This window comes from Caulobacter sp. ErkDOM-E (assembly GCF_048541895.1).
Lineage (GTDB): Bacteria > Pseudomonadota > Alphaproteobacteria > Caulobacterales > Caulobacteraceae > Caulobacter.
Genome location: NZ_CP183331.1, coordinates 651,634 through 678,000 on the forward strand (window position 1 = coordinate 651,634; position 26,367 = coordinate 678,000).

Sequence of the window (26,367 nt, forward strand, 5' to 3'; positions counted from 1 at the left end):
CGACCGCCAGTCGACGATCCGAAAAAATCACCTGGGCCCCTGCCGATGGCGGGCGCCCGGGTGATTGAGACACTATATTTACGGGCCTGGGTTACCGGTCCTGTAGACCGACGGATCTAAGGCAAAGAACCATGGCGGACGACGCAGGCATCATCAATCAGGTCTTGACCGAGACCAGCTTCCTCTACGGCGCCAATGCGGCGTTCGTTGAAGACCTGTACGCCCAGTGGGCCAGCGACCCCAATTCGGTCGAACCCTCGTGGAAAGCCTTCTTCTCGACGCTTCAGGAACAGGCCGACCAGGTCAAGCGCGCCGCGCAGGACCCGGCCTGGACCCCGCGCCCGGTTCCGACAGCGCGCCCCGACTGGCTTTCAGCGCTTGATGGCCAGTGGCCCTCGGTGGCGCCGGCCGTCGAGGCCAAGATGGCCAAGGCCATCGAAGGCAAGGCTCCGGGCAGCTCGTCCGAAGCGGTTCGCGCCGCCACGCTGGACAGCCTGCGCGCCATCATGATGATCCGGGCTTACCGGATGCGCGGTCACCTGGCCGCCAATCTCGACCCGCTGGGCCTGGAGCCCAAGCCGCCGGCCCCCGAACTTGATCCCGCCACTTATGGCTTCTCGGAAGCCGACTATGATCGCTCGATCTTCCTGGACTTCGTGCTGGGCATGGAGACCTCGACGATCCGCGAGATCCTGTCGATCCTGCGCCGCACCTATGGCGGCAGCGTCGGCGTGCAGTACATGCACATCTCCGACCCGCACGAAAAGGCCTGGCTGCAGGAGCGGATCGAGGGTCGCGACAAGGAAATCGTGTTCTCGAAAGAGGGCAAGGTCGCCATCCTCAAGAAGCTGATCGAGACCGAGGGTTTCGAGCGCTTCCTGCACAAGCGCTTCCCCGGCACCAAGCGGTTCGGCATCGACGGCGGCGAAGCCATGGTTCCGGCCATGGAGCAGATCATCAAGCGCGGCGGTTCGCTGGGCGTGAAGGACATCGTCCTGGGCATGCCGCACCGCGGCCGCTTGAACGTCCTGGCCGCCGTGATGGGCAAGCCCTACCACGTGATTTTCCACGAGTTCCAGGGCGGCACCAGCCTGCCTTCGGACGTCGAGGGTTCGGGCGACGTCAAGTATCACATGGGCGCCTCGTCGGACCGTGAGTTCGACGACAACAAGGTCCACCTGTCGCTGACGGCCAACCCGTCGCACCTGGAAATCGTCAACCCCGTCGTGATCGGCAAGGCCCGCGCCAAGCAGGCTTTCCTGCTGCGCGAGACCCCCGACGCCGGCCGCGGCCATGTGCTGCCGCTGCTGCTGCACGGTGACGCGGCTTTCGCCGGCCAGGGCGTGGTGGCCGAGTGCTTCACCCTGTCGGGCCTGAAGGGCTACCGCACGGGCGGCACCATCCACTTCATCGTCAACAACCAGATCGGGTTCACCACCAGCCCGCGCTATTCGCGCAGCTCGCCCTATCCGTCGGATGTGGCGCTGATGGTCGAAGCCCCGATCTTCCACGTCAACGGCGACGATCCCGAAGCCGTGGTCTATGCGGCCAAGGTCGCTACCGAATATCGCCAGATGTTCGGCAAGGACGTCGTGGTCGACATGTTCTGCTATCGCCGGTTCGGTCACAACGAGGGCGACGACCCGACGATGACCTCGCCGTTGATGTACGCCAAGATCAAGGGTCACCCTTCGACCCGTGAGCTGTATGGCAATCGCCTGATCGCCGAGGGCGTCATCAACCAGGGCGAAGTCGACACCTGGGTGACCGAGTTCGAGACCTTCCTCGACAAGGAATTCGACGCCGGCAAGACCTACAAGGCCAACAAGGCCGACTGGCTGGACGGCAAGTGGGCCGGCCTGGCCACGCCCGCCGACGAAGAGCGTCGCGGCTCGACCGCCTTCCCGGCCACGCGTCTGCTGGAGATCGGCCGCCAGATCACGACCATCCCGGACCGCATCGACGCCCACAAGACCGTCAAGCGCGTCATCGAGAACCGTCGCGAAGCCATCGAAAAGGGCGAGGGCCTCGACTGGGGCACCGCCGAGCATCTGGCCTTCGCCACCCTGCTCGACGAGGGCTTCCCGGTTCGCCTGTCGGGCCAGGACAGTGTGCGCGGCACCTTCACCCAGCGCCATTCCGACGTCATCGACCAGACGACCGAGGAGCACTACACGCCGCTGAACAACATCGGTCCGAACCAGGCCCACTACGAGGTCATCGACTCGGCCCTGTCGGAAGAGGCGGTGCTGGGCTTCGAATACGGCTTCTCGCTGGCTGATCCGAACACGCTCACCCTGTGGGAAGGCCAGTTCGGCGACTTCGTGAACGGCGCCCAGGTGGTGATCGACCAATTCATCAGCTCGGGCGAGCGCAAGTGGCTGCGGATGAGCGGTCTGGTGATGCTTCTGCCGCACGGCTATGAGGGCCAGGGTCCCGAGCACAGCTCGGCCCGCCTGGAGCGCTTCCTGCAGTCGTGCGCCGAGGACAACATGCAGGTGCTCAACTGCACCACGCCGGCCAACTATTTCCACGCCCTGCGTCGCCAGATGCACCGCGAGTTCCGCAAGCCGCTGGTGGTCATGACCCCCAAGAGCCTGCTGCGCCACAAGCGCGCCGTCTCCAACATGGCCGATCTGGCGGAAGGCTCGTCCTTCCACCGCGTGATGATCGACGGGGCCGAGGCCGGCTGCGACGTCGGCGGCGTGACCCTGGCCGGCGACGATCAGATCAAGCGTGTCGTGCTCTGCTCGGGCAAGGTCTATTTCGATCTGGTCGACGCTCGCGCCAAGAGCGGCCGCAACGACGTCTATCTGCTGCGTCTGGAACAGTTCTATCCGTGGCCGATGAAGTCGCTTTTGGGCGTGCTGGGCCGGTTCAAAAACGCCGAACTGGTCTGGGTTCAGGAAGAGCCCAAGAACATGGGCGGCTGGACGTTCGTTGATCCGTGGATCGAACTGACGCTTGCCAAGCTGGACATCAAGGCCAAGCGCGCGCGCTATATCGGTCGACCGGCCAGCGCTTCGACGGCGGCGGGTCTGATGAGCCGCCACCTGAAGGAACTGCAGGCCTTCCTCGACGAGACCTTCGCCTAGCTTTATCGATAGGGCCCCGTCCTTCGCGGCGGGGCCGTTTCCACCTGCCCCGCTACACTAGACCGGCACAAACGAGAGACATCGGAACCCCCATGGCCGACATCATGACCCCCGCCCTCGGCGAATCCGTCACCGAAGCGACGGTCGCGCGCTGGACCAAGAAGGTCGGCGAGGCGGTCAAGAAGGACGAGATCCTCATCGAGCTCGAGACCGACAAGGTCAGCCTGGAAGTCGCCTCGCCCTCCGACGGCGTGCTGACCGCGATCGGCGCCGAAGAGGGCGCGACCGTTGTTCCGGGTACGGTCCTGGGCATCGTGACCGAAGGCGCGACCGCCTCGGCCGCCCCGGCGGCTGCAGCCCCCGCTCCGAAGGCCGCTGCACCGGCTCCCGCGCCCGCTCCGGTCGTCGCCGCAGCGCCGGCCCCGGCCGCTGCTGCGCCGGTCAGCCCGGCCCCGGCCCGCATCGCCGCCGAGAACAATCTGGACCTGTCGACCGTGGCCGGCACCGGCAAGGACGGCCGGGTGACCAAGGGCGACGCCCTTGCCGCCCTGGAAGCCCGCGCCTCGGCTCCGGCTCCGGCCGCCGCGCCGTCGGCTCCGCGTCCGCTCCATGAGCGCGAAGAGCGCGTGAAGATGACGCGCCTGCGTCAGACGATCGCCCGTCGCCTGAAGGAAGCCCAGAACAACGCCGCCATGCTGACGACCTTCAACGAGGTCGACATGAGTGCGGTGATGGCCCTGCGCGGTCAGTACAAGGACATTTTCGAAAAGAAGCACGGCGTGAAGCTGGGCTTCATGTCGTTCTTCACCAAGGCCGTCGTCGCCGCCCTCAAGGCCGTGCCGGACGTCAATGCCGAGATCGACGGCACCGACATCGTCTACAAGAACCACTATGACATCGGCGTCGCCGTCGGCACCGAAAAGGGCCTGGTGGTTCCGGTCGTCCGTGACGCCGACGCCATGAACCTGGCCGAGATCGAAAAGGCCATCGGCGCGCTCGGCAAGAAGGCTCGTGACGGCCAGCTGTCGATCGACGACATGCAGGGCGGCACCTTCACGATCACCAACGGCGGCATCTACGGCTCGCTGATGTCGACCCCGATCCTCAATGCGCCGCAGTCGGGCATCCTGGGCATGCACGCGATCAAGGACCGCGCCATGGTCGTGAACGGCAAGATCGAGATCCGGCCGATGATGTACCTGGCCCTCAGCTACGACCACCGCGTCGTCGACGGCCAAGGCGCCGTGACCTTCCTGGTCAAGGTCAAGGAAGCGCTGGAAGATCCGCAGCGCCTGCTGCTGGAACTGTAGTCCCGACGCATCGTCGAACGTTGAAGGGGCCGCGAAAGCGGCCCCTTTTGCGTTGTGGCGACGGGTGTATGCTCGACCGACAGCCACGGATCATCACCATGACCGACCCGGTTCCCGAGCCCGTCCGCGCCACGCTGTTCGTTCACGGCAGGAGCCAGGCCCTGTGCCTTCCGGAAGGCTGCCGCTTCGAGGGGGTAGAGGTCGCCATTCGCCGCGAGGGCGCCAAGGTCATCCTTGAGCCGATAACCACGGCGTCGTCCGAAGCCGGTGATTGAGAGACGTACGCTTGCAGGCCCTAGGCGGACATTGGTTTTGAGCGAGAAGCTACGGACAAGGCTTGCTCCATCGCGCGTACGAGGATCGGGAGCTCTCCAGAAATCCAGGTCAGTTGCTCGACCGAAAAGGCGATTGGCTCGCTAATCAGTTCAGCCACGATGCGACCGTCGCCCCAAACAAGGTCCGCACTTTCGATCGAAGGCGCGTCATCGAGGTGGGCGATCACCACGGTGAGATCCAGCAAATCTGTTTGAGTTTCCTCGTCGTAGGCTAGGCACGACAAGCCAAATGCATGAGCCTGATATGCGGTGCTCCCTCCTACGGCGCTATCCACGATGCTCGCCTTCCAAGCTGGATGCTTGCGGCGAAAATCCTCGGCTAGCTCTTCCATGATTAGCAGTAGAGAGGCGCGCGCTTGGTCCACAGTCATTGCTTGCCTCACCAAAAAGCACCTTGTCGGCACGAGTGTATGCGAAGCCGCAGCGCCCAAGAACCGCCCGTTGCAGAAGCTGCGGAGGTCCGCTTTTGGCTCTTCTTCATCCGCTCTCCCCGGCGAAAGCCGGGGCCCAGATTCAGCCTGAGCGTCTGGGGATGTTGCGCCTTCTGACCTAGCAAACGCACCAGGCGCTCTGGGTTCGATCTGGGCCCCGGCTTTCGCCGGGGAGAGCGGAGGAAAGAGCTTGGCCCTGAATTCACCCACCGCCGACCCTCGAAGGGGCGGGGCCCAGCTAGTCATCTGATGCGAGACGCTATCAGTCCGGCCTTGGCCCCGGCCACACCGTCTTGAACGCCTCCAGCGCCGCCGGGTGGTAGATCGTGCTGTGCTGCAATCTCGGCATCGGATCATAGCGCCAGCTAAGGCCCTTGGGCGGCGCGGCGTTGAGGGCGGCCAACACTTTGTCGACGCCCTCCTGCATGGTTGAGCCCTCATCGCCGATGGTCAGGTAGAGACGCCGCTCGCCCGCCGGCCAGAGCGCCAGGTCAGCCGCCGCGCCCTTGGCCAGGCTCTGGTCGTCCCACCACAGGCTGGGGCTGGCGGCGATATAGGCGTCAAAGAGTGCCGGTTGTTTCAGGAAGGTCTCGACCACGAACAGGCCGGCCTGGGACTCGCCGATGAGGGCGGTTTCGCCGCTGGTGCGATAGCGAGCCGCGATCCACGGCTTCAGCTCTTGGCCCAGGAACTGGCGATAGGCCGCCGAGCCGCCGCTGGTCGGGAAGTCGCTGCGCTCCTTGGCGACCGTGGTGGGGTGGGTCAGGTCGCGCCGGCGATCGACGCCCTCGATCCCGACAACGATCATCTCGCGATAGGTCCACGACAGCTCGCCCAGCTGGGCCAGGCCCGCGATGTGGGGGAAGTCCTCCTGCTCGCCGCCGTCCAGCAGATACAGCACCGGATAGGTCTTGGCGGGGCTGCCGGCATAGCTGGCCGGCAGGTGGACATTGATCCGCCGCGTATCCTTCAGGACCTTCGAGTCCAGGGTCAGGGACTGGCCGATGATGATTGGACGGCCTTCGGCGGGCGCGGTCTGGGCCAGGGCCGGGGCAGCGGCCAGCAGGGTCAGGGCGAGGGCGAGGGGGCGAAGCATGGGCGTCACGCTAAGGCGCGTTGCAGGGCGAAGAAAGGGGATCCCTGAGCCCCTCCGGGCGCGCGACGCGCCTCCTCCGCAGACGGAGGACGCACGCCTGGCGGTCACGCTGGGGCAAGCGGTCAGGGTCATGACGCCCAAACGCCGGATTTCGCGTCCCTTTCAGCGTGCGAAGCGTCGAAAGCGGGTTTCGTTTTAACCGTTCGCGCTCTAAGGAACTTCCGCCTCCAAAGGTCTGACAGTGCGGCCGGCGAGGCCCCATATTCTGTCCGGCGCCGCTCCCGGCGCGTCCTGAAGGCAAAGACCCATGGCTCAGTACGACGTCGTCATCATCGGGGGCGGTCCCGGCGGCTATAATGGCGCGATCCGCGCCGGTCAGCTGGGCCTGAAGGTCGCCATCATCGAAGGTCGCGGCAAGCTGGGCGGCACCTGCCTGAACGTCGGCTGCATGCCCTCCAAGGCCCTGCTGCACGCGTCGGAACTGTATGACTCGGCCACGAATGGCGAGTTCGCCAAGCTGGGCATCGAGGTGAAGCCCAAGCTGAACCTGCCCCAGATGATGGCCCAGAAGGCCGAGAGCGTCGAAGCCCTGACCAAGGGCGTCGAGTTCCTGATGAAGAAGAACAAGGTCGACTACATCAAGGGCTGGGGCCGCATCGCCGGGCCCGGCAAGGTGGTCGTGAAGGCCGAGGACGGTTCGGAAACCACCCTCGAAACCAAGAACATCGTCATCGCCACGGGCTCGGAGCCCACCCCGCTGCCGGGCGTCACCGTCGACAACACGCGCATCGTCGACTCGACCGGCGCCCTGTCACTGGCTGAAGTGCCCAAGAGCCTGGTCGTCATCGGCGCCGGCGTCATCGGGCTGGAGCTCGGCTCGGTGTGGCGTCGCCTGGGCGCCGAAGTCACCGTGGTCGAATATCTGGACCGTATCTGTCCGGGCCTGGACGATGACACCGCCAAGGTGTTCCAGCGCAGCCTGACCAAGCAGGGCTTCAAGTTCCAGCTGGGCGCCAAGGTCACCGGCGCCAAGGCTTCGGCCAAGGGCGTCGAGCTGACCGTCGAGCCGGTCGCCGGCGGCGCGGCCCAGACCCTGTCGGCTGACTATGTACTGGTCGCTATCGGTCGTCGTCCGTACACGGAAGGCCTTGGCCTCGACACGGTCGGCGTGGTTCCCGACAAGCGCGGCATGATCGCCAATAGCCACTTCAAGACCACGGCGCCGGGCGTTTGGGTGATCGGCGACGTGACGTCGGGCCCGATGCTGGCCCACAAGGCCGAGGACGAGGGCGTGGCCTGTATCGAGCTGATCGCGGGCAAGGCCGGCCACGTGAACTATGACCTGATCCCCGGCGTCATCTACACCAAGCCGGAAGTGGCCACGGTGGGCAAGACCGAGGAAGAGCTGAAGGCCGCAGGCATCGCCTACAAGGTCGGCAAGTTCCCGTTCAGCGCCAACAGCCGCGCCAAGATCAATCACGAGGGCGAAGGCCAGGTGAAGGTTCTGGCCGACGCCGCGACCGACCGCATCCTGGGCGTCCACATGGTGGGCCCCAATGTCGGCGACATGATCGGCGAATACTGCGTGGCCATGGAGTTTGGCGGCGCGTCGGAAGACGTGGCCCGCACCTGCCACCCGCACCCGACCCGGTCGGAGGCCCTGCGCCAGGCGGCCATGGGCGTCGAAGGCTGGACCATGCAGGCCTGATCGGCCTGTCTGAAATTCAATAACGCCGTTCGATCAATCGGACGAGGAGTGGCGGGGTTTCGGCAACGGAACCCCGCCATGTTTCTGTCTGCCCCACCCGATAGCCTCCCAAAGAAAAGACCCCGCCGGTTGTTCGGCAGGGCCTGAAGGTTTGGGGCGGGTGCTCCGCGCGCTCAGCTCGTCTTGCGGGCCTCGCGCGCCAGTTTCTCGGCCTCTCGCTCCATCTCGTCGGCCTGGGCGGGCATTTGCGCCGCCACGGCGCGCAGCTCGGCGTCGGTGACCACATTGCCGCGCGCGCGGTTCTCGGCGATCTGCCGGGCGCGATAGGCAGGGTCGCGCAGGCGTACCGCCTCGGCGCGCAGATCCCGGGCGCCCTTGCGGATCCGTTCGGCGCCCTGGGCCATCTGGACGCGGGCCTGGACCATGTGCCGGGTTGCTTCCTGGCGGGCGCGTTCGCCGATCATGCGGGCCTTTTCGCCTTCAACCCGGGCTTGGTCGGCCTCAACTCGCGCTTCGTCAGCCGCGAGACGGGCGATCTCGGCCTGGGCGCGGCTGGCCTCGGCCCTCAGGCGGGCCTGGTCGGCCTGCTGCCGGGCGCCGGCGGCCTGGGCGCGGGCTTCCGCGGCCTGGATGCGAGCCTCTGCCGCCACGGCGCGAGCCTCCGCGGCCTCCCGACGGTCAGCGGGCGTGGCGACCCGGAAATAGCTGTAGGCGACGCCTTCCGCCGGCGCGGCCGGGAGAGCGGGCGGGGCAGGGGGCGCGGGAGGCGCCTCGATCGTCATCGGCGCGGCCGGTGCGGCCGGCAGGGGCGGCAGGGGCGGGGCCACGGGCGCGACCTGCGAAACGGGAGGCGCCGGCGGCGCGGGCGGCGCGATCCAGTCCTGGCGGCTCAGGCCCAGGGCGGCCAGCGGCGTGGCGACCACGGCCAGGGCGGCGATGGTCAGGGCGATGGTCAGCGGGCGGCGGCGAGCCGGCTTGTCAGTCATGATGCAGGCGATCCTTGTCTTCAGCGTGCGAGCGTCGGCGGCCATGGCGGTCGCGGCGCGCGGCGCGCTTCGGTTAGGGGGTGGATAGGCGGCCAGTCGGACCAGGGCCCTGGCGTAGAGGGTGCGGTCGACGGTCTGGAGCGCGGCGGCGTCGGCGGCCTCTTCCGACCGGTCAGCGAGCACCGCGTGCAGGCGCCAGACCAGGGGATTGAACCAGAACAGGGCCAGGGCCAGACGGGAGAGCACCAGGAAGATCCAGTCATGGCGCCGCAGATGGGCCATCTCGTGGGCCAGGATGGCGGGGGCGGCGTGGCGCTCGGCCAGGCTGCCCGGATCGATCAGGATAAAGCCGGGCGCCACGCCCCAGCTGAGGGGGCTGGTCAGCCGCTCGCTGGACACCAGGCGGGGGCGGTCGACCGGCGGCAGGTGTTCCAACGGCGCCGACCATGCCGGGCAGGTCACCGGGTGGCCCTGGCTCGTCCAGCGGTGCAGGGTCAGCAGTCCCAGCTGCAGCCGGCCGGCCACGGCGACTACGCCGAGCAGCCACAGGCCGCCAATCACCTGGATGGACGGCGGCCACGACAGCAGGGGTGCGGTCGCTTCGCCGGTCAGGACCGGTGCGAGCGGGGCGGGCATGTCCGGCGAGGCCGGCGGCAACAGCGCCAGGTTTATCGCGGGCAGGACGTTCATGATGACCGGCAGGGCCAGCAGCAGGCAGACCGTGGCGCGCAGGATGTCCACCCGGTCGACGGGGCGCTGGGCCAGGAAGCGGGCGCAGGCCAGACCGGCGCCGGAGACAAGGCTGGACTTAACCAGCAGCGACAGGAGCAGGCCCGCGGTCATGAGCGCGGCTCCACGGCCCGGTCGATCACCTGTTCCAGGGCGGCGGCTTCTTCGGGGGTCAGCCGCTGGCCAAGGCCCAGCAGGGCGGTGGCGGCGCTGGCGGCCGAGCCGGCGAAGAAGGTGTCGATCATGCGCCGCAGGGCGCTAGCGGCGACGGCCTCGGTCTGCTGGACAGGGCTGAACACGAAGCCGCCGGGTCCGCTGGACCGCTCGACCAGACCCTTGGCCTCCAGGCGCGAGAGCATGGTGCGGACGGCCGAATCGCTCAGCGGGTCGGACAGCGCGCCGCGCACTCCGGCGGCCGTACTGGCCTCCAGGCGGCAGAGGGTCTCGAAGACCTCGCGTTCGCGGCGGGGCAGGGATTCGATCATGGCGGTCTCCACGACAGTGTCGTCGCTACATGTGTAGCGCTACATCTGTAGTGACGCCAGCCGTCGTGACGGCTATCCGGATGAAATCGTGGTAACCTGAGCGCCCGCCTGCCGGCCTTGCCTCGGGGCCAGAAAAAAGGCCCCGCCAGTTTCCCGGCGGGGCCTCGAGTTCTTCAGGGGAGGAACGCCCCAAGAGGGGGGTCTGGGGCGCCTTACGCTACGCTACTAAAACTCTTCCCATTCCTCGGCGGCCGGCTTGGCCGAACCGGCGAAGGCGGCGAGCTTGGCCTGGGCGGCGCGGACCGGATTGGCGCCCGGGCGGCTGGCCGACGAGGCCGGCTGCAGGGTGGGGCGCGTGGCCGGGGCGGCCGGACGGCGGGCGGGGGCGCGCGCCGTCGAGGTGTTGGATCCGCTGACCTGGAAGCGCGAGATCATCTGCATCAGGTTGCCGGCCTCGCCCTTCAGCGAGTGGCTGGCGGCGGTGGACTGCTCGACCATGGCCGCGTTCTGCTGGACAGTCTGGTCCATCTGATTGACGGCGGCGTTGACCTCGTTGAGGCCTGTGGCCTGCTCGGCGCCGCCGGCGGCGATCTCGCTGACCAGGGCGTCGATTTCGCTGACCTTGGCGACGATGGCCTGCAGGGCCTCGCCGGTCTGGCCCACCATCGACACGCCCTGACCCACTTGCTGGGTCGAGGTCGAGATCAGGGTCTTGATTTCCTTGGCGGCGTCGGCGGAGCGCTGGGCGAGAGCCCGGACTTCCTGGGCGACGACCGCGAAGCCACGGCCGGCTTCACCGGCGCGAGCCGCCTCAACGCCGGCGTTCAGGGCCAGCAGGTTGGTCTGGAAGGCGATCTCGTCGATGACGCCGATGATCTGGCTGATCGACTGCGAGGACTTCTCGATCTGGTTCATGGCGTCGACGGCGCTGCGGACCACGACGCTGGAGCGTTCGGCGTCGGCGCGGGTCGAGCCGACAACCCGCGAGGCTTCGACGGCGCCGGCCGACGAACGCTTCACCGTGGCGGTGATCTCGTCCAGGGCGGCGGCGGTTTCTTCCAGGCTGGCGGCCTGCTGCTCGCTGCGGCGCGACAGGTCGTCGGAGGCCGAGGCGATCTCATCGGCGCCGGCGCCGATGCTGCTGGCGGCGTGCACGATGGTGCGCATCGCCTCTTCCATCTGCGAGATCGACTCGTTGAAGTCGGACTGCAGGCGCTTGTAGGCGTCCGGGAACTCCTGATCGACGCGATAGGTCAGGTCGCCTTCGGCCAGCTTGTTCAGGCCCGTGGCGAGGTTTTCCATGACGAAGGCCTGCTCGCGGGCGGCCGCGTCGGCGGCTTCCTGGTTGCGGCGGCGTTCGGCGTCGGTCTCGGCCGACAGGCGCTGCTGGTTGGCTTCGGCGGTGCGCAGGGCCAGGGCGTTATCCTTGAACACCTGGACCGAGCGGGCCATGGCGCCGACCTCGTCCTTGCGCTGGGCGCCGATCACGTCGACGTCAACCGAACCCAGGGCCAGGGTTTCCATGGTCTTGGACAGGTTGTTCAGCGGCGCGGAGATTTTGGAGCGGCCGATCCAGATGGCGAACAAAAGGGCCAGGCCGGCGCTGATCACGCCGAACAGCACGCTGATGATGGTGCCCGTCGTGGCTTCCTTTTCGGCCTTGGCGACCATCACCTTGGTGGCTTCGTAGTGGTCGTTGTTCCACTTTGTGACATCTTTGCCGAGGCTGGCGATGTCGGGATCGATCACGGCCATGACCATGATCGCCGCTTCGTCGGCGTCCATCATGGCCAGGTCGGCGCCCTGGCGAGCGCTGGAATAGATCTTTTCCAGACGGGCGCCGTAGTCGGCCAGCGTCTTGGCGGCGCTGGGGTCGGCTTTCTTGACTAGGGCCAGGCGCTCCTTGGCTTCCTTGTAGGCCGCATCCAGGTCGGCGCTGGCCTCGGCGGCTTCCGGAGAGCTCCCGGTGTTGGACACGGTGCGATAGGCCGCATAGCCGATCGTCATGACCCGCCGGTTGAAGCGCGAGGCTTCCAGCTCGGCCGGCGCGCGCTCTTCGACGAGAACCCTGGTGGCCACCTCGGCCTGTTTGGCCTGCCAGGCGCCCATGCCGACGATGGCCAGGGCCACCACGGTCAGAACCACGGCCGGCATGGCCACCTTGGTCGAAATCTTCAGATCGTCGAATTTCATCGCTAGCCCCATGTCCGCAACGCCCGCCAATCGGAAGACAGGCGTCGGTTCTTGAGACCAGAAGGCGCGCGGGCAGTAAAAACGCGGTTAATTCCCGGAATCTGCGGTGACCATCGCGACAAGATGCCCCAGATTGCTACTCATAATGAGGATGGGCCTTGGCATAGGCGGCCATCAGGCCGGCGGCGTCGACCTGGGTATAGCGCTGGGTGGTCGACAGCGAGGCATGGCCCAGCAGTTCCTGGATCGAGCGCAGGTCTGCGCCGGCCCCCAGCAGGTGGGTCGCGAAGGCGTGGCGCAGGGCGTGTGGCGTCACCCGGTCAGACAGCCCCAGACGGCCGCGCAGGATCTGCACCGAAGCCTGGACATGGCGCGGCGACAGCGGGCCGCCACGCTTGGCGCGAAACAGCGGCTCGTCTGGCGACAGCACGAAGGGCAGGGCGGCGAGATAGAGGTTGATCGCCTCGCGCACCGCGTCCAGCACCGGCACGATCCGGGTCTTGCCGCCCTTGCCGGTGATGCGAAGGGTTTCGCCCAGGGGCGCGTTGCGACGCAGCAGGGACAGCCCCTCGGAGATGCGCAGACCGCAACCCCAAAGCAGGGTCAGCACCGCCTCGTCGCGGGCCACTTCCCAGTCGTCGCGGTCGGGCCCATCGCCAGATACGGACCCGATCTCATGGATCAGGCCGTAGGCCTGGTCTTCGGTGACCGGGCGCGGCAGGCCAACCTTCAGGCGCGGGCCGCGCACCAGCGCGATCTGGGGGTTGGGCGTGTCCAGCCGCTGGTCGAGGAAGCGGTGGAAGGCGCGGATCGACGACAGGCTTTGGGACAGCGAGCGCGGGGCCAGGGCGTCGTCGCCGCTGCGGCGGAAGGCCAGATAGGCGCGCAGCTCGGCCGCCGTGATCGCGCCTAGGGCGGTCAGTGTCACGGTCTCGCCGCGATGGCGTTCCAGGAAGTTCAGATAGGCCAGGACGTTGTCGCCATAGGCCCGCACGGTGCGCGGCGAGGCGCGGCGCTCGTGCTCCAGATGGTCGTGCCAGGCGACGAGGGCCTGGCGGCCGCTCGTCACAGGTGAGGTCACAGAACGGGCCAGCGCTCGGCGGTGCGCTCGACCACCCGGGCCAGGAAGGCCACCAGCTCGGAGCCCATGTCGGGGGTGAAGGCCTCGGGGTCGGACGAGCCGAACGCCAGGATGCCCTGCCGCGAAGGCTCCCACAGGGCCATGCGGACCATGGCCATGCTGCGGATGTGATCCAGCTTGTCGCCGAACAGACCCAGGGCCGGAGCATAGAAGCCCATGCGCGCCACGGCGTGGTCGCCCATCAGCATGTCGATCTGGCCCTCGATCAGGGCGTGCCAGCCGGCCGGAACCCGGCCCGGACCTTCCAGGGCGATGACGCCGGTGGTCAGGGAAAAGCGCAGATTGGCCATTTCGTCGACGCGGCGGGCCAGGTCGGAATGGTTGCGGGCGTCCAGCAGGTCGATGACCGCGGCGTGGGTCTGGGCCTGGGCCGAGAAATTGGCGCGGGCGGTGTCCTCGATCTCGCGGCGGACCACGGCTTCGCGCTTGTGGGCGGCGGAGGCGCGGGCCAGGGCGGCGGGGCCAAAGTCGATGATATTGCCGCCATCGACCCGCAGGCCCAGCTCGCCCAGCAGGCCGCTGTCGTCGCGCAGGAAGTCGGGCTCATCGCGCAGGAAGGCGCGGACGACCTCGGGATCGACGGGCTTCATCAAGGCTTGGGTCGCGTCGCTCATCGTCGGTCTTCTCCGCCCCACGGCAAATCCACTCAGAGGCGCGGCATCAAACCCCATATCGGTTAACGCCGGCTTGCGGCCCGTGACGATGCTTGATCTCGACCCGGAGGGACTTTCACGGCAGAAGCTGTTTTCCATGCCGCGCATCGCTTCCGTCCTTCTGCCCATGCCGTTGCCGGAGGCGTTCGACTATGCCGAGCCCGAGGGGCTGGGCCTGGCGATCGGCGACCATGTGACCGTGCCCCTGGGGCCCCGCGTGATTCGCGGTGTGGTCACCGCCCTGCGCGACGGGACCGGCGGCAACCGGCCGCTGAAACCGGTTCTTGAAAAGCTGGACGATCCGTCCCTGCCGCCCGGCGTGCTGACCTTCATCGACTGGGCGGCGCGCTATTCGGTCGATGTTCCGGGCTGGCCGCTGGCCATGGCCCTGCGCGGCCTGCGCCATCCGCCGCCCAAGCCCGACAAGGTGCTGGTGCTCACCGGCTCGCAGCCCATCCGCATGACGCCGGCCCGCCTCAAGGTGCTGGCGGCGGCCCAGGGCGGGCCGATGTCGGGCGCGGCCTTGGCCAATCTGGCGGGGGTCTCGGCCGGTGTTGTGAAGGGCCTGGTCGATGAAGGCGCGCTGGCCGTCGAATATGTCGAGGCTGACAAGAGCTTCCCCGCCCCCGACCTGTCGCTGCCGCCCCAGTCGCTGAACGCCAGCCAGCAGGCCTGCGCGGATGTGCTGGGCGAGATGCTGGGGCAGGGCGGCTTCCAGGCGGCGCTGCTGGACGGCGTCACCGGCTCGGGCAAGACCGAAGTCTATCTGGAGGCTGTCGCCGCCGCCCTGGCCGAGGATCCAGACTCGCAGGTCCTGATCCTCCTGCCCGAGATCGCCCTGACCCAGGCGGTGATGAGCCGCTTCGAGGCGCGGTTCGGGGCGGCCGCGGCCGAGTGGCATTCCGGCGTCGCCCCGCCCAAACGCCGGCGCGTCTGGGAAGGCGTGGCCAGCGGCCAGGCGCGGATCGTGGTCGGCGCCCGCTCGGCCCTGTTCCTGCCGTTCCGCAAGCTGCGGCTGATCGTGGTCGACGAAGAGCATGACAGCTCGTTCAAACAGGAAGAGGGCTTCATCTATCAGGCCCGCGACCTGGCCGTGGCCCGCGCCAAGATCGAGGGCGCGCTGGTGGTGCTGGCCTCGGCCACGCCGTCGCTGGAAAGTCTGTTCAACGCCCAGAGCGGTCGCTACCGCTGGCTGCGGCTGAGCGCCCGGCACGGGGCGGCGCAGTTGCCCGACATCAGCCTGATCGACCTGCGCGAGACCCCGCCCGAGGCCGGCCGCTGGCTGTCACCGCCGCTGATCAAGGCCATGACCGTGACCCTGGCGCGGGGCGAGCAGTCGATGCTGTTCCTCAACCGCCGGGGCTATGCGCCGCTGGTGCTGTGCAAGTCGTGCGGCGAGAAGATGAAATCGCCCGACACCGACAGCTGGCTGGTCGAGCACCGCTATACCGGGCGTCTGGTCTGCCACCTGACCGGCTTCTCGATGAAGAAGCCCGAGGCCTGCCCGGCCTGCGGGGCCAAGGATAGCCTGGTGTCGATCGGCCCGGGGGTCGAGCGGGTGGAGGAGGAGGCGCGCTTCCTGTTTCCGACCGCGCGGATCGCGGTGTTCTCGTCCGACACGGTGATGGACGCGGCCGGGGCGCGGGCCCTGGTCGAGAGCATGGCGGCGGGCGAGATCGACATCCTGGTGGCCACTCAGGCGGCGGCCAAGGGCCACAACTTCCCCAACCTCACCCTGGTGGGCGTGGTCGACGCCGATCTGTCCCTGCGCGGCGGCGATCTGCGGGCCGGCGAGCGGACCTTCCAGTTGCTGGCCCAGGCGGCCGGCCGGGCCGGACGCCACGAAAAGCCGGGGCGGGCCATGCTGCAGACCTACACCCCCGACCATGCCGTGCTGCAGGCCCTGAAGGCCCAGGACCGCGACGCCTTTGTCGAGGCCGAACTGCGCATGCGCGAAGAGGCGGGCCTGCCCCCGTTCGGACGGCTGGCGGCGGTGATCGCCTCTGGCCCCGATGGCGCGGCCCTCGACGCCTATGTCGAGGCCCTGGCGGCGGTGATCCCCAATGCCGAAGGCGTGGAGGTGTTCGGCCCCGCCGACGCGCCCCTGACCCTGGTGCGCGGTCGCCGCCGCAAGCGGTTCCTGGTTCGGGCCGATCGCAGCGTGGACCTGCAGGGCTTCATGTCAGCCTGGCGGGCGCGGGCCAGGATCCCGAACTCGGTGCGGGTGGTGGTCGATATCGACCCCTACAGCTTTCTTTAACTACTGATTAATGAAATATTCCGCGCAGCCATAGTAATGGCGCGAGAAATTCGTGCGTCTCCGTGTCGCATTTCATGAATGAAAGTCTTGGTTTCAAAAGGAGGTGGAAAACAACAGGTACTCATTTTGAGTTTGGCTGAGCGGCCTTTCTCTAATGTTGTACAGTCCTTGGAGGGATGCTCTTGAAACTATCCATCGCGCCGATCGCACTGACCCTGTGTCTCGGTTTGACGGGCACGGCGGGCGCGCAGTCGCCGGCCCCGACCGCGATCAGCGGCGCCGGCGGCTCCATCCAGTCGCCGTTGTTCAAGGCCTGGATGCCCGACTACCAGGCCGCCACCGGCGAGACGATGACCTATCAGGGGCAGAACTCGGCCTATGGCATCAGCCAGATCGAGGCCAAGGCCGCCGACTTCGGCGTGACCGCCATGCCGTTGTCGGACGCCGATCTCGCCGCCAAGGGCATGAGCCAGTTTCCCTTCCTGATCAGCGGCACGGTTCTGGTGACCAATGTTCCCGGGCTCGAGAGCGGCAAGCTGCGCCTGGACAGCGCGCTACTGGCCGACATCTTTCTGGGCAAGATCACCCAGTGGAATGACGCCAAGCTGAAGGCCGTCAATCCGGGGGTCGACCTGCCCGACTGGCCGATCACCGTTGCGCGCCGCACCGATCCGGCCAGCATGACCCTGCTGCTGACCAGCTATCTGTCGGCGGTCAGCCCGGCCTGGAAGGCCGGCCCCGGCGCCGGCGAGACGGTCGCCTGGCCCATCGGCCTGGGCGGCAAGGGCAATGCCGGGATCAGCGAAATCATGTCCGGCACGATGGGCACGATCAGCTATGTCGAATACGCCTATGCGCTGGAGCACAAACTGGATCTGGTGACGCTGAAGAACCGCGACGGCGCCTTCGTGGCCCCGTCGCCTGAGGCCTTCGCCGCCGTCGCGGCCCAGGCTGACTGGTCGGCGTCGAAGGGCTTTGGCGTTCCGACCCTGGATCAGCCCGGCGCCAAGAGCTGGCCGCTGGTGCTGGTCAGCTACGGCCTGGTGCGCGACGACACCCCTGTGGATCGTCGCAAGCGGGTGCTGGACTTCTTCGAGTGGGGCTACGCCAACGGCGACGCCCGGATGTCCAGCCTGGGCTATTCGCCCGCCCCGGCAAAGGCGAAGGCCTTGGTCCGCGAGAGCTGGAAAGCGCGATAGGCGTCCGCCCAACAAAAAACCCCGCCGCCCTGGACACGATCCAGGACGACGGGGCCTTGAAGGCGATCGGCGGGGCGGAGGCTTAGTGGCCTTCGCCCTTTTTCTTGGCCGCAGCTCGACGGGACATCATGTTGAGCCCCTCGACCGTGGCCGAGAACGCCATGGCCGCGTAGATATAGCCCTTGGGCACATGCATGCCGAACGACTCTGCGATCAGCACCGTGCCGATCATCAGCAGGAAGCCCAGGGCCAGCATGACCACGGTCGGGTTGTTGTTGATGAAGTTGGCCAGCGGATCGGCGGCCAGCAGCATCACCGTCACGGCGACCAGTACGGCGATGATCATGATCGGCAGATGCTCGGTCATGCCGACGGCGGTCAGGATCGAGTCGATCGAGAACACCAGGTCCAGCAGGATGATCTGGAAGATCGCCGAGCCGACATTCGAGATGGCGGCGCCGGTCTTGTCGAGGACGTCACCGCTTTCCTGGGCGGGATCGACCGTGTGGTGGATTTCCTTGGTGGCCTTCCAGATCAGGAACAGGCCACCGGCCAGCAGGATCAGGTCGCGCCAGGAGAAGGCCGTCTCGAACGACGGCTCGCCGGTCGGACCGGCCGGGCCGGCAATGCCCAGGTCGAACACCGGATGCACCAGGCCGACGATGAAGGCGATGGTCGACAGCAGCACCAGACGCATGATCAGGGCCAGCGAAATGCCGATGCGGCGCACGCGTTGACGATGCTCGGGCGCCAGCTTGTTCGAGAGAATGGAGATGAAAATCAGGTTGTCGATGCCGAGCACGACTTCCATGACGATCAGGGTGACCAGGGCGGCCCAGGCTGCGGGGTCCACGGCGAGGTTAAGGAGTTCGTTCATCGTCCTGTTCTAAGGCTGTCGTCTGAAAAAGCGTCTCGACCCACCCCTCTGTGGATCCCGTCCATGCAAGGGAACGTGACGGAAGCCCCCAGGCTTCGCCAGACTGGACCTGAAATATGCCAGACGCCGCCAATATCAAACCCCTAACTGCTCTGCGGTTCTTCGCCGCCTTCTGGGTGGTGTTGTTCCACTATTGGCCCAATCTGGCGGTCGGGTTCACGCCCGCGGTCGCGACCAAGGGCTATCTGGGGGTCGAGGCCTTCTTCACCCTGTCGGGCTTCATTCTCTGCCACGTCTATCTGCAGGGCTTTGGCCAGGGGCGGTTCCGCTATGGCGACTTCCTGTGGAATCGGCTGGCGCGGGTCTATCCGCTGCATCTGGCCACCCTGGCGGGCGTGGGCCTGATGGCCGCCGTGGCCAGCCTGGCGGGCATCGTGGTGGGTCACAACATCGTCTCGTGGGAAGCCCTGCCGGCCAACCTGCTGCTGGTCCATGCCTGGGGCTTTGCGCCGGTGTCGGGCTGGAACCACGCCTCCTGGTCGATCTCGGCCGAGTGGTTCGCCTATCTCAGCTTCCCCGCCTTCGCCTTCGTCGCCTGGAGGCTGCGCAAGCGGCCGTTCGTGGCCGTGGCCATGGCCCTGGCCTTGATCGCGGTGCTCTATCCCGCCTTCGAGCGCCTGGCCGGCTTCCCGCTGACGGCCGCGACCATCCAGTGGGGCGCGCTGCGCATTGTCCCGTGCTTTGCCTATGGCTGCGCCCTGCACGCCCTGTGGCGTTCGGGCGCGATCCCGGGCCGACTTGCCGCGCCCGGCGCTCTGGTCATGGGCGCCCTTGTTCTGGGCGCCGTTCACCTTGGCGCCCCCGATCCGGTCATTGTTGCGGTGCTGGGCGGCCTGATTTTAATGCTGGCCAGCCTGGCCGCTACCGGCTCGACCTTCGCCAGCCAGAGCATTTTCGTCTATCTGGGCGAGATCAGCTATTCGACCTACATGATCTGCATTCCCTGGAAGATCGTTTCAGTCAATGCAGCGACGAAAATTCTGGGTATCGAGGGCGAGCAATTGCCCCTGCTGATCTGGCTGGGCATTGTCGCAGCGCTGATCCCGCTCTCGGCCGCATCCTATCATCTGATCGAAAAGCCAGCCCGCGAGCACATGAAATCTTGGGCTCAACGCCGCGCCCAGCGGCGACTGGTCGCGGCCGGCGCCTGAGAAACACTCTTTTCATAGGTCTCTGGCAAGGTTACTGCTTGGCCCACTGACACGGGGGAGTGCCCACAGCATGACGAAACGGACGAGAACCCTCTGGGGTTCCATCGCCGCTGCCGCCATGATCAGCCTGATGCCGGTTTCCGGCGCGGTGGCTGACGGGTACTGGCAGTGCGTGCCGTTCGCGCGTCTGATGTCTGGCATTCAAATCTTCGGCGACGCCCGCACCTGGTGGGGCCAGGCCGCCGGCCACTACGACACCGGCTCGGCGCCGAAGATCGGCTCGGTCCTGTCCTTCAAGCCCACCGGCCGCATGAACCTGGGCCATGTCGCCTTCGTCAGCCAGGTGCTGACCGATCGCGTCATCCAGGTGACCCACGCCAACTGGTCGGTGATGAACGGCGCCCGCGGCCAGGTCGAACAGGACGTCACCGTGGTCGACGTCTCGCCGGCAGGCGACTGGACCCAGGTCAAGGTCTGGTACGATCCGATCCGCGATCTGGGCACCACGGTCTATCCGACCCACGGCTTCATCTATCAGAACGCCCAGGCCACCAAGATCGCCGTGGCCACCAGCAAGCTGGCCCTGGCCCAAGACGCCGCCGTTTCGCTGGCCAAGTCCGCCGCCAACCAGGTGGCCGCCTCGGTTCGCGCCTCGCCGCTGGACATCATCAACCAGGCTGCCGACTCCACCGACCGGATCGCCGCCCTGATCGCCGCCGCTTCGGGCGGCCCGTCCGAAGACGACAAGCCGGCCGCACCCCGCTAGGCCTCGCTGCGCCCCGATTGACGCCACGCTCGCGCTGGGTCATTCCCGGCGGGTGACGAGGCTCGCCGATCCATGCTGAGAATTCTTCGCCGTGGCGCGCCGGGTTTCGAGACCGGCGACGCGGGCCGCGACTGGCGGCTACCCGACGACGCCGTCTGGATCGAGCTTGTCGATCCCTCGCGCGCCGAGGAGGTTGCGGTCGAACAGGCCATCGGCGTCCTGCTGCCCACCCGCGAGGAGATGGCCGAGATCGAGGCCTCTTCGCGTCTCTATCAGGAGGACGGCGGCACCTTCATGACCGCCACCGTCCTGGTCAATGCCGACGGCGATCTGCCGACCGCCGCGCCGGTGACCTTTGTTCTGGTCGGCCAGCGCCTGATCACGATCCGTTATGTCGAGCCGCGCGCCTTCTCGGTGTTCGCCGCCCAGGCCGAGCGCCAGCCCAGCCTGTGCCCCAATGGCCCACAGACCTTCCTTGGCCTGCTCGACGCCGTCGTCGACCGCACAGCCGACATTCTCGAGCGCACCGCCAGCGAGGTTGAGGCCCAGTCGCGGGCCATCTTCAGCCGTCCGCGCGGCGGCGCCTTCGAGCAGATCCTCAACCGCCTGGGCCGGGCCCAGAACATCAACGCCAAGGCCCGCGACAGCCTGGTCAGCCTGGCGCGCCTGCTCAGCTTCGCGTCCCTGGCCGACCAGTTCGAGGGCGACCGCGAGCTGCGCGACCACCTCAAATCGCTGCAGCGCGACGTGCAGTCGATCACCGACCATTCCAGCTATGTGTCGAGCAACATCACCTTCCTGCTCGACGCGGCCCTGGGCCTGATCAACATCGAGCAGAACGCGATCTTCAAGATCTTCTCGGTGTTCTCGGCGGTGTTCCTGCCGCCGACCCTGATCGCCGGGGTCTATGGCATGAACTTCGAGCACATGCCCGAGCTGCGGTGGATGGAGGGCTATCCCATGGCCCTGGGCATGATGTTCGCCGCCGGCATCGGGCCGTTGCTGTGGTTCAAACGCAAGGGCTGGCTTTAGGGCGCGCGCGTCGCCAATCAGACTATCGCGACGGCGTCCTGTATTCCGGCCAGAAGGTTGGCGGCGGTGATCGGCTTGGCGACATGCAGGCTGGCCCCGGCGGCCATCGCCTCGATCCTATGCTCGGCCATGGCGTTGGCGCTGAGCATTACGATGGGCGTCGGCCGCGCGCCGCGCGCGGCTTCCAGGGCGCGAATGGCGCGGGTGGCGGCCAGGCCGTCCATGCGCGGCATCTGCATGTCCATCAGCACCACGTCGAACGCGCCGTCGGCAAAGGCCGCCACCGCCTCTACCCCGTCACTCACCGTGACAATCTGGGCGCCCTGGCTGGCGAGAATCAGCTGGACCACGCGCTGGTTGGTGGGGTGATCCTCGGCCAGCAGCACCCGCAGGGGGCGGTCAAGGTGGGCGTCGGGCGTGGACGCGGTCTGATCGTCGCGCGCATCATAGGTTGCCAGGGTTTCTTCGCGCCGCAGGGGCAGGCGGACGACAAACCGGCTGCCGACTCCCGGCTCGGAACTGGCGGAAATCTCGCCGCCCATCATCTGCGCCAGCGAGCGGCAGATCGACAGGCCAAGCCCGGTTCCGCCAAACCGGCGGCTGATCGTCTCATCGGCCTGGCTGAACCGGCTGAACAGACGGCTGGCGTGATCGGCGTTGAAACCGATGCCGGTATCCTCGACCGTCAGGATCAACTCTGCGGTGTCTGACGTCTCGACCATGCCGATGTGCAGGACGACGCCGCCGGCCTGGGTGAACTTGACGGCGTTGGAGAGCATGTTGCCGACGATCTGGCCGATACGCGTGCCGTCGCCCTGGAAGCGGCCCCGCGCAGGGGTCTCGCGCTCGACCGTGAAGGTCAGCCCCTTGTCTTCGGCTTGGTGGCGCGTGACTTCGATACACGGGCGCAGGGTCTGTTCCAGGTCGAACGGCCGGGATTCCAGCTGAAGTTGGCCCGCCTCGATCTTCGATACATCCAGCAAGTCTGACACCAGCCGCTCCAGCGTCACGCCAGAGTCGCGGACCAAATCGACCATTTCGGCCTGTTCGGCGCTCAGCGGCGTACGCGACAAGGCGTCGATGATGCCGATCACGCCGTTCAGTGGCGTCCGCATCTCATGGCTCATATTGGCCAGGAACTCGGATTTGGCGCGATTGGCCGACTCGGCCGCCGCCTTGGCCTCGATCAATTCGCGTTCGGCCGCGACCCGATCCGTGACATCGCGCGCCATCCCATAGATGCGATCGCCAAATCGCTGGGCCCGCCATTCCAGTGTCCGGTAGTGGCCGTCCTTGTGACGATACCGATTGATGAAGCCAAGCACCGGATCACCCGGACGGCGCAGCACAACCTCCTGCACGCTGTTCAGCGTGCCGGGCAGGTCGTGTGGGTGGACCAGGCGCAGCAGCGGCTGGCCCTGCATCTCGTCTGGGGGATGTCCCAGAGCGGTGCCCCACGAGTCGCTGGCTTTCAGGACCCGGCCCTCTAGGTCGCGAATGATCAGGAGATCCAGGGAGACCCGGAAGAAGGTGCTGAGGTCTCCGACCCGTTCCTCGCCCGCTATGCTCAGTTCGGCGGACCCTTTAGAAACGGATGACTCCTGCGTCATGCGAACGATCCTTCAAAGCGTCAACTGCGACCGAAAAAGCTTAGGTGATCAAGGTTAAGCCGGGATTGCGGCAAAGCTTGCTGTTCGTCGCTGATCGTCCAAGGTCGACTGCTTCAAGGCGCGGGCGGCTGCGACAGGCCAGCCTACGCTGCATTTTCAGGCGGGGCTGAACCTTTCCTTAAAGCTGATGTGTGAATTTCCGTCGCTCTCGAGAGGCGCCCCTGCCCACATGTCCGCCGCCGCCAGACCCAGTCTGATCCGCTCGCTGCACGCCTCCGCCGTTCGGGAGGTGATGGACGCGCACGGCCGGTTCCTGAAGGGCCAGCCGGCTGGCCGCCGCGCCAATTTCTCGTATGTGAACCTCAACAACTACAATTTCGAGGGCCGTGATCTCTCGGAGGCCAACCTGACCGGCGCGCTGCTGGGCGGGGCGATGATGGCGCGCGCCAAGCTGGTGCGGGCTACGCTGTACGGCGCCGATTTGCGCGACGCCGACCTGCGCGACTGCGACCTGACCCGGGCCGACATGCGCGGCGTCTGCCTGCGCGGGGCCAATCTCTCGGGCGCTGACCTTTCAGCCTGCGACCTGCGCGAGGGCGTCACCGCCGTGCAGGATGACACCAAGGGCCTGCGGATCCTCAAGCATTCCACACGTCCGGGTGAACTGGACTACGCCCTGCTGAACGGGGCCAAGCTGACCGGGGCCCAGATGTCGGGCGCCTTCGCCCAGGCCGCCGATTTCAGCGACGCCGACATGACGGGCGTCAGCCTGCAGGGCGCCAAGCTGGCCAATGCCCGCATGGACGGCGCCGACCTGTCGGGCGCCAATCTGCACAAGGCCGACATGTCCAAGGTCTCGCTGCGGCGGGCCGTCCTGGTGGGAACCGATCTGTCGGGGGCCAATCTGGAGGACGTCGACATGAGCGAGGTGCTGCGCGCCCCGCCGCCGATCATCTATATCGACGACCTGCCGCTGACCGAGGTGCTCGACGCCCATGAAGCCTTCGTCAGGTCCGAGGGCCGCGAGGGCGCGATCGCCCGGGTCGATGAGGTTGATTTCCGGCCGCTGAAACGCCTGAAGAACCGCCGGCTTACGGGCCTGTCAGCGCCCGGAGCGGTTCTGTTCGGCATGGATCTGGAGGGCGTCCAGCTGCAGGGCGCCAATCTGATGGGCGCGGACCTGCGCGGCGTGAAGTTCAGGAACGCCGACCTGCGCGGCGCGCGCCTGGTCGGGGCCCAGCTGGCCAAGGCCGACCTGACGGGCGCCAAGCTTGGTCCGCTGAAGATCGCCGAGGACCGGTTCATCCGCACCGATCTGAGCCGCGCGGTGCTGCGCGGCGCCAATCTGACCGGAGCCAGCGCGCCGCGGGCCCGGTTCATCGAGGCGGACCTGACCAGAGCCCGCCTCGAGGGTTGCGACCTGACGGGCGCCGAACTGCCGGTGAAGGCTACATCTTCTTCTTGAGCGGCAGCAGGTCGGGGAAGTCAGCCGGCCGCTTCTCCATCTTCGCCTTGAACGCCTCGGCCATGTGCGATCCCGCGAACATGCCCGTCTGCCAGGTGGCGATATAGTCCAGGCTGTCGGCGATGGTATGGTCGCGGGCGTAGTTGATCATCACCTTGCTGCCGGCCACGGCGAGGGGCGACTTTTCGGCGATCTCGCGGGCGGTGGCGAAGGCGTGGGCGATCAGGGCCTCGTGGCTGTCGAAGGTCTCGTTGACCAGGCCAATGTCGCGCGCCCGCCCCGCCGGCAGGCGGCGACCTGTGTAAGCCAGCTCGCGCACCCAGCCCTCGGGGATCAGCTTGCACAGGCGCGGGAAGGTGCCGACGTCGGCGGTCATGCCGATATTGATCTCCTGGATGCAGAAGAAGGCGTCGGAGGTGGCATAGCGGATGTCGCAGGCGCTGACGAAATCGACCGCCCCGCCGATACAGCCGCCCTGGATGGCGACGATCACCGGCATGCGGGCCTTGTCCAGGCAGGTGAAGGTGTCCTGCAGGTGATGGACATGATGGCGGAAGCTCTCGCCGGCCACATGGCGGTCGCCTGTCCGTTCCTCGGTGACGCCCTCGCCGTCGGTGAACACCGAAAGCTCCATGCCGGCCGAGAAGTGCTTGCCGGTCGAGGTGATGACGATGCAGCGCGCCAGGGCGTTGTCGTCAATATGTTTCACAATTGCGGGAAGCTCGTTCCAGAAGGCCCGTGTCATAGTGTTCATGGCGTCGGGACGCTTGAGCTGGATGTGCGCGACGCCAGCCTCGATCTCGACCTTGAAACACGTATAGTCTGCGTGATCGTGGGCGCTCATGACGTCCTCCCTTATCGTTGATAAGGGACTATCTCGCGGACCGGACGCGGCGCCAACACTGACTTTGCGGAATGTGGCCGCACAACCGTCGGCCAAGACAGAGGGAAGACCCATGAAGACCACCCCCGCCCTGCTCGCCATCGCCGCCATGGCCGGCGCCAGCCTGGCCGTTCCGGCCCCCGTCCTGGCCCAGTCCAAGGGCCTGGGCAGCCTGTTCTCGTGCGAAGGCTCGGGCAAGAAGCAGGAAGGCGGGGCCCTGATTGGCGCGGCCGCCGGTGCGTTCCTGGGCAGCAAGGTCGCCAAGAACGAAAAGACCCTCGGCGCCCTGGTCGGCGCGGCCGCCGGCGCGGCGGCGGGCTCCTATATTGGCTGCCGTATGCAGTCGACCGACACCGCCCTGGCCCAGCAGGCCACGAAGAAGGCGCTGGAAACCGGCCAGCCCCAGACCTGGAGCAATTCGCGCACCGGCGCCTCGGGCCGCATCGACGTGGTCTCCTCCAGCTACGGCCCGCCCGTCGACAGCCGCAACCTGCGCTTCGCCCAGGGCGTGCAGTCCCTGCCCAGCTATGACGCTCTGGGGGGGCAGTACGCCGCCAAGGGCGCGGCGAACATGCGTTCGACCCCCTCGACCAGCGGCAAGGTCGTCGGCAAGCTGGCCGCCGGCCAGGCCTTCGACGCCCTGGGCTCGGCCCCGAACGGTGGCTGGATCCTGGTCGGCCAGAGCGGATACGCCGTCGGATATGTTGCCCCAGGCCTGGTGCGTCCGCTGCAGACCGTCGCCGCCTCGTGCCGGGTGATCAACGCCTCGATCTCGACCTCGGGCCAGCGTCCGGCCACGGAACGCTACAGCGCCTGCCAGGACAATCGCGGCGAGTGGCAGCTGACCCAGGCCTGATCCTGACCGGCCGCCTTCGCTTTGGGGTCTTTGGCCCTTAAGCGGA

General features: G+C 67.2%; 21 protein-coding genes. 11 read left to right on the top strand and 10 right to left on the bottom strand.

What is annotated here, in order from left to right; genetic code table 11:
- Nucleotides 1–131 precede the first annotated feature (131 nt).
- From ACN2C7_RS03280 to ACN2C7_RS03290, 3 genes are all read left to right on the top strand, one after another.
- Complete coding sequence (locus ACN2C7_RS03280) at nt 132–3,095, top strand: 2-oxoglutarate dehydrogenase E1 component (RefSeq protein WP_419319813.1); 2,964 nt, start codon at nt 132–134, stop codon at nt 3,093–3,095.
- Nucleotides 3,096–3,187: 92 nt separating this feature from the next.
- Nucleotides 3,188–4,405 (top strand): 2-oxoglutarate dehydrogenase complex dihydrolipoyllysine-residue succinyltransferase, encoded by a 1,218-nt coding sequence (gene odhB, locus ACN2C7_RS03285; RefSeq protein WP_419319814.1) that lies wholly within the window; start codon nt 3,188–3,190, stop codon nt 4,403–4,405.
- A gap of 98 nt (nt 4,406–4,503) precedes the next feature.
- Nucleotides 4,504–4,680 carry an antitoxin gene (locus ACN2C7_RS03290; protein WP_419319815.1) on the top strand — a complete coding sequence of 59 codons (177 nt, stop codon included), beginning with the start codon at nt 4,504–4,506 and terminating at the stop codon, nt 4,678–4,680.
- A 20-nt stretch (nt 4,681–4,700) separates the two neighbouring features.
- Here ACN2C7_RS03290 and ACN2C7_RS03295 read toward each other — a convergent pair whose 3' ends face one another.
- Both ACN2C7_RS03295 and ACN2C7_RS03300 read right to left on the bottom strand, forming a co-directional pair.
- A complete protein-coding gene (locus ACN2C7_RS03295; protein WP_419319816.1) occupies nt 4,701–5,111 on the bottom strand; it encodes a hypothetical protein in 411 nt (136 codons plus the stop codon).
- Between the two features lie 322 nt (nt 5,112–5,433).
- Complete coding sequence (locus ACN2C7_RS03300) at nt 5,434–6,267, bottom strand: alpha/beta hydrolase (RefSeq protein ID WP_419319817.1); 834 nt, start codon at nt 6,265–6,267, stop codon at nt 5,434–5,436.
- A 307-nt stretch (nt 6,268–6,574) separates the two neighbouring features.
- Here ACN2C7_RS03300 and lpdA point away from each other — a divergent pair, with 307 nt between their 5' ends.
- A complete protein-coding gene (lpdA, locus tag ACN2C7_RS03305) occupies nt 6,575–7,975 on the top strand; it encodes a dihydrolipoyl dehydrogenase (RefSeq protein WP_419319818.1) in 1,401 nt (466 codons plus the stop codon).
- Between the two features lie 173 nt (nt 7,976–8,148).
- On the opposite strand, the gene ACN2C7_RS03310 is transcribed toward lpdA, so the two are convergent.
- The 5 genes from ACN2C7_RS03310 to ACN2C7_RS03330 form a co-directional block, all read right to left on the bottom strand.
- Nucleotides 8,149–9,804, bottom strand: coding sequence for a M56 family metallopeptidase (locus ACN2C7_RS03310; RefSeq protein WP_419319819.1), 1,656 nt, complete (start codon nt 9,802–9,804; stop codon nt 8,149–8,151).
- A complete protein-coding gene (locus ACN2C7_RS03315) occupies nt 9,801–10,175 on the bottom strand; it encodes a BlaI/MecI/CopY family transcriptional regulator (protein WP_419319820.1) in 375 nt (124 codons plus the stop codon). Before ACN2C7_RS03315 ends, ACN2C7_RS03310 begins: the two co-directional genes overlap by 4 nt.
- 225 nt (nt 10,176–10,400) lie before the next feature.
- Nucleotides 10,401–12,368, bottom strand: coding sequence for a methyl-accepting chemotaxis protein (locus ACN2C7_RS03320; RefSeq protein WP_419319821.1), 1,968 nt, complete (start codon nt 12,366–12,368; stop codon nt 10,401–10,403).
- 136 nt (nt 12,369–12,504) lie between these two features.
- The gene (locus ACN2C7_RS03325) at nt 12,505–13,437 is read right to left on the bottom strand and encodes a tyrosine recombinase XerC (RefSeq protein ID WP_419319822.1); all 933 of its coding nucleotides are present in this window, start codon (nt 13,435–13,437) and stop codon (nt 12,505–12,507) included.
- Nucleotides 13,438–13,445: 8 nt separating this feature from the next.
- Entirely contained in the window at nt 13,446–14,123 is a 678-nt protein-coding gene (locus tag ACN2C7_RS03330) for a DUF484 family protein (RefSeq protein WP_419252968.1), read from the bottom strand.
- A gap of 136 nt (nt 14,124–14,259) precedes the next feature.
- Between ACN2C7_RS03330 and ACN2C7_RS03335 the strand changes: the two genes are divergently transcribed.
- Entirely contained in the window at nt 14,260–16,422 is a 2,163-nt protein-coding gene (locus ACN2C7_RS03335) for a primosomal protein N' (RefSeq protein ID WP_419319824.1), read from the top strand.
- A gap of 182 nt (nt 16,423–16,604) precedes the next feature.
- Entirely contained in the window at nt 16,605–17,621 is a 1,017-nt protein-coding gene (gene pstS / locus ACN2C7_RS03340) for a phosphate ABC transporter substrate-binding protein PstS (RefSeq protein WP_419319826.1), read from the top strand.
- Nucleotides 17,622–17,703: 82 nt separating this feature from the next.
- On the opposite strand, the gene ACN2C7_RS03345 is transcribed toward pstS, so the two are convergent.
- Nucleotides 17,704–18,498, bottom strand: a complete 795-nt coding sequence (locus ACN2C7_RS03345) for a TerC family protein (RefSeq protein ID WP_419319828.1) — start codon at nt 18,496–18,498, stop codon at nt 17,704–17,706.
- Between the two features lie 116 nt (nt 18,499–18,614).
- Here ACN2C7_RS03345 and ACN2C7_RS03350 point away from each other — a divergent pair, with 116 nt between their 5' ends.
- The 3 genes from ACN2C7_RS03350 to ACN2C7_RS03360 all read left to right on the top strand — a co-directional run bounded on the left by ACN2C7_RS03350 (nt 18,615) and on the right by ACN2C7_RS03360 (nt 21,507).
- A complete protein-coding gene (locus tag ACN2C7_RS03350) occupies nt 18,615–19,709 on the top strand; it encodes an acyltransferase family protein (RefSeq protein ID WP_419319830.1) in 1,095 nt (364 codons plus the stop codon).
- A gap of 70 nt (nt 19,710–19,779) precedes the next feature.
- Nucleotides 19,780–20,475, top strand: coding sequence for a CHAP domain-containing protein (locus ACN2C7_RS03355; protein ID WP_419319832.1), 696 nt, complete (start codon nt 19,780–19,782; stop codon nt 20,473–20,475).
- Nucleotides 20,476–20,547: 72 nt separating this feature from the next.
- Complete coding sequence (locus ACN2C7_RS03360) at nt 20,548–21,507, top strand: magnesium transporter CorA family protein (RefSeq protein WP_419319834.1); 960 nt, start codon at nt 20,548–20,550, stop codon at nt 21,505–21,507.
- 17 nt (nt 21,508–21,524) lie between these two features.
- Here ACN2C7_RS03360 and ACN2C7_RS03365 read toward each other — a convergent pair whose 3' ends face one another.
- Nucleotides 21,525–23,117 carry an ATP-binding protein gene (locus tag ACN2C7_RS03365; protein ID WP_419319836.1) on the bottom strand — a complete coding sequence of 531 codons (1,593 nt, stop codon included), beginning with the start codon at nt 23,115–23,117 and terminating at the stop codon, nt 21,525–21,527.
- A gap of 229 nt (nt 23,118–23,346) precedes the next feature.
- Between ACN2C7_RS03365 and ACN2C7_RS03370 the strand changes: the two genes are divergently transcribed.
- Complete coding sequence (locus ACN2C7_RS03370) at nt 23,347–24,582, top strand: pentapeptide repeat-containing protein (protein WP_419319838.1); 1,236 nt, start codon at nt 23,347–23,349, stop codon at nt 24,580–24,582.
- On the opposite strand, the gene ACN2C7_RS03375 is transcribed toward ACN2C7_RS03370, so the two are convergent.
- Complete coding sequence (locus ACN2C7_RS03375; RefSeq protein ID WP_419319840.1) at nt 24,566–25,426, bottom strand: crotonase/enoyl-CoA hydratase family protein; 861 nt, start codon at nt 25,424–25,426, stop codon at nt 24,566–24,568. The genes ACN2C7_RS03370 and ACN2C7_RS03375 overlap by 17 nt on opposite strands.
- 112 nt (nt 25,427–25,538) lie before the next feature.
- Between ACN2C7_RS03375 and ACN2C7_RS03380 the strand changes: the two genes are divergently transcribed.
- Nucleotides 25,539–26,321, top strand: a complete 783-nt coding sequence (locus tag ACN2C7_RS03380) for an SH3 domain-containing protein (RefSeq protein WP_419319842.1) — start codon at nt 25,539–25,541, stop codon at nt 26,319–26,321.
- The last annotated feature ends 46 nt before the right edge of the window (nt 26,322–26,367 follow it).

Excerpts from the sequence above, each read along its gene's own strand:
- ACN2C7_RS03280 (WP_419319813.1), top strand. The coding sequence starts at position 132 with ATGGCGGACGACGCAGGCATCATCAATCAGGTCTTGACCGAGACCAGC.
- odhB (WP_419319814.1), top strand. The coding sequence starts at position 3,188 with ATGGCCGACATCATGACCCCCGCCCTCGGCGAATCCGTCACCGAAGCG.
- ACN2C7_RS03290 (WP_419319815.1), top strand. The coding sequence starts at position 4,504 with ATGACCGACCCGGTTCCCGAGCCCGTCCGCGCCACGCTGTTCGTTCAC.
- ACN2C7_RS03295 (WP_419319816.1), bottom strand. The coding sequence starts at position 5,111 with ATGACTGTGGACCAAGCGCGCGCCTCTCTACTGCTAATCATGGAAGAG.
- ACN2C7_RS03300 (WP_419319817.1), bottom strand. The coding sequence starts at position 6,267 with ATGCTTCGCCCCCTCGCCCTCGCCCTGACCCTGCTGGCCGCTGCCCCG.
- lpdA (WP_419319818.1), top strand. The coding sequence starts at position 6,575 with ATGGCTCAGTACGACGTCGTCATCATCGGGGGCGGTCCCGGCGGCTAT.
- ACN2C7_RS03310 (WP_419319819.1), bottom strand. The coding sequence starts at position 9,804 with ATGACCGCGGGCCTGCTCCTGTCGCTGCTGGTTAAGTCCAGCCTTGTC.
- ACN2C7_RS03315 (WP_419319820.1), bottom strand. The coding sequence starts at position 10,175 with ATGATCGAATCCCTGCCCCGCCGCGAACGCGAGGTCTTCGAGACCCTC.
- ACN2C7_RS03320 (WP_419319821.1), bottom strand. The coding sequence starts at position 12,368 with ATGAAATTCGACGATCTGAAGATTTCGACCAAGGTGGCCATGCCGGCC.
- ACN2C7_RS03330 (WP_419252968.1), bottom strand. The coding sequence starts at position 14,123 with ATGAGCGACGCGACCCAAGCCTTGATGAAGCCCGTCGATCCCGAGGTC.
- ACN2C7_RS03335 (WP_419319824.1), top strand. The coding sequence starts at position 14,260 with ATGCCGCGCATCGCTTCCGTCCTTCTGCCCATGCCGTTGCCGGAGGCG.
- ACN2C7_RS03345 (WP_419319828.1), bottom strand. The coding sequence starts at position 18,498 with ATGAACGAACTCCTTAACCTCGCCGTGGACCCCGCAGCCTGGGCCGCC.
- ACN2C7_RS03350 (WP_419319830.1), top strand. The coding sequence starts at position 18,615 with ATGCCAGACGCCGCCAATATCAAACCCCTAACTGCTCTGCGGTTCTTC.
- ACN2C7_RS03355 (WP_419319832.1), top strand. The coding sequence starts at position 19,780 with ATGACGAAACGGACGAGAACCCTCTGGGGTTCCATCGCCGCTGCCGCC.
- ACN2C7_RS03360 (WP_419319834.1), top strand. The coding sequence starts at position 20,548 with ATGCTGAGAATTCTTCGCCGTGGCGCGCCGGGTTTCGAGACCGGCGAC.
- ACN2C7_RS03365 (WP_419319836.1), bottom strand. The coding sequence starts at position 23,117 with ATGACGCAGGAGTCATCCGTTTCTAAAGGGTCCGCCGAACTGAGCATA.
- ACN2C7_RS03370 (WP_419319838.1), top strand. The coding sequence starts at position 23,347 with ATGTCCGCCGCCGCCAGACCCAGTCTGATCCGCTCGCTGCACGCCTCC.
- ACN2C7_RS03375 (WP_419319840.1), bottom strand. The coding sequence starts at position 25,426 with ATGAGCGCCCACGATCACGCAGACTATACGTGTTTCAAGGTCGAGATC.
- ACN2C7_RS03380 (WP_419319842.1), top strand. The coding sequence starts at position 25,539 with ATGAAGACCACCCCCGCCCTGCTCGCCATCGCCGCCATGGCCGGCGCC.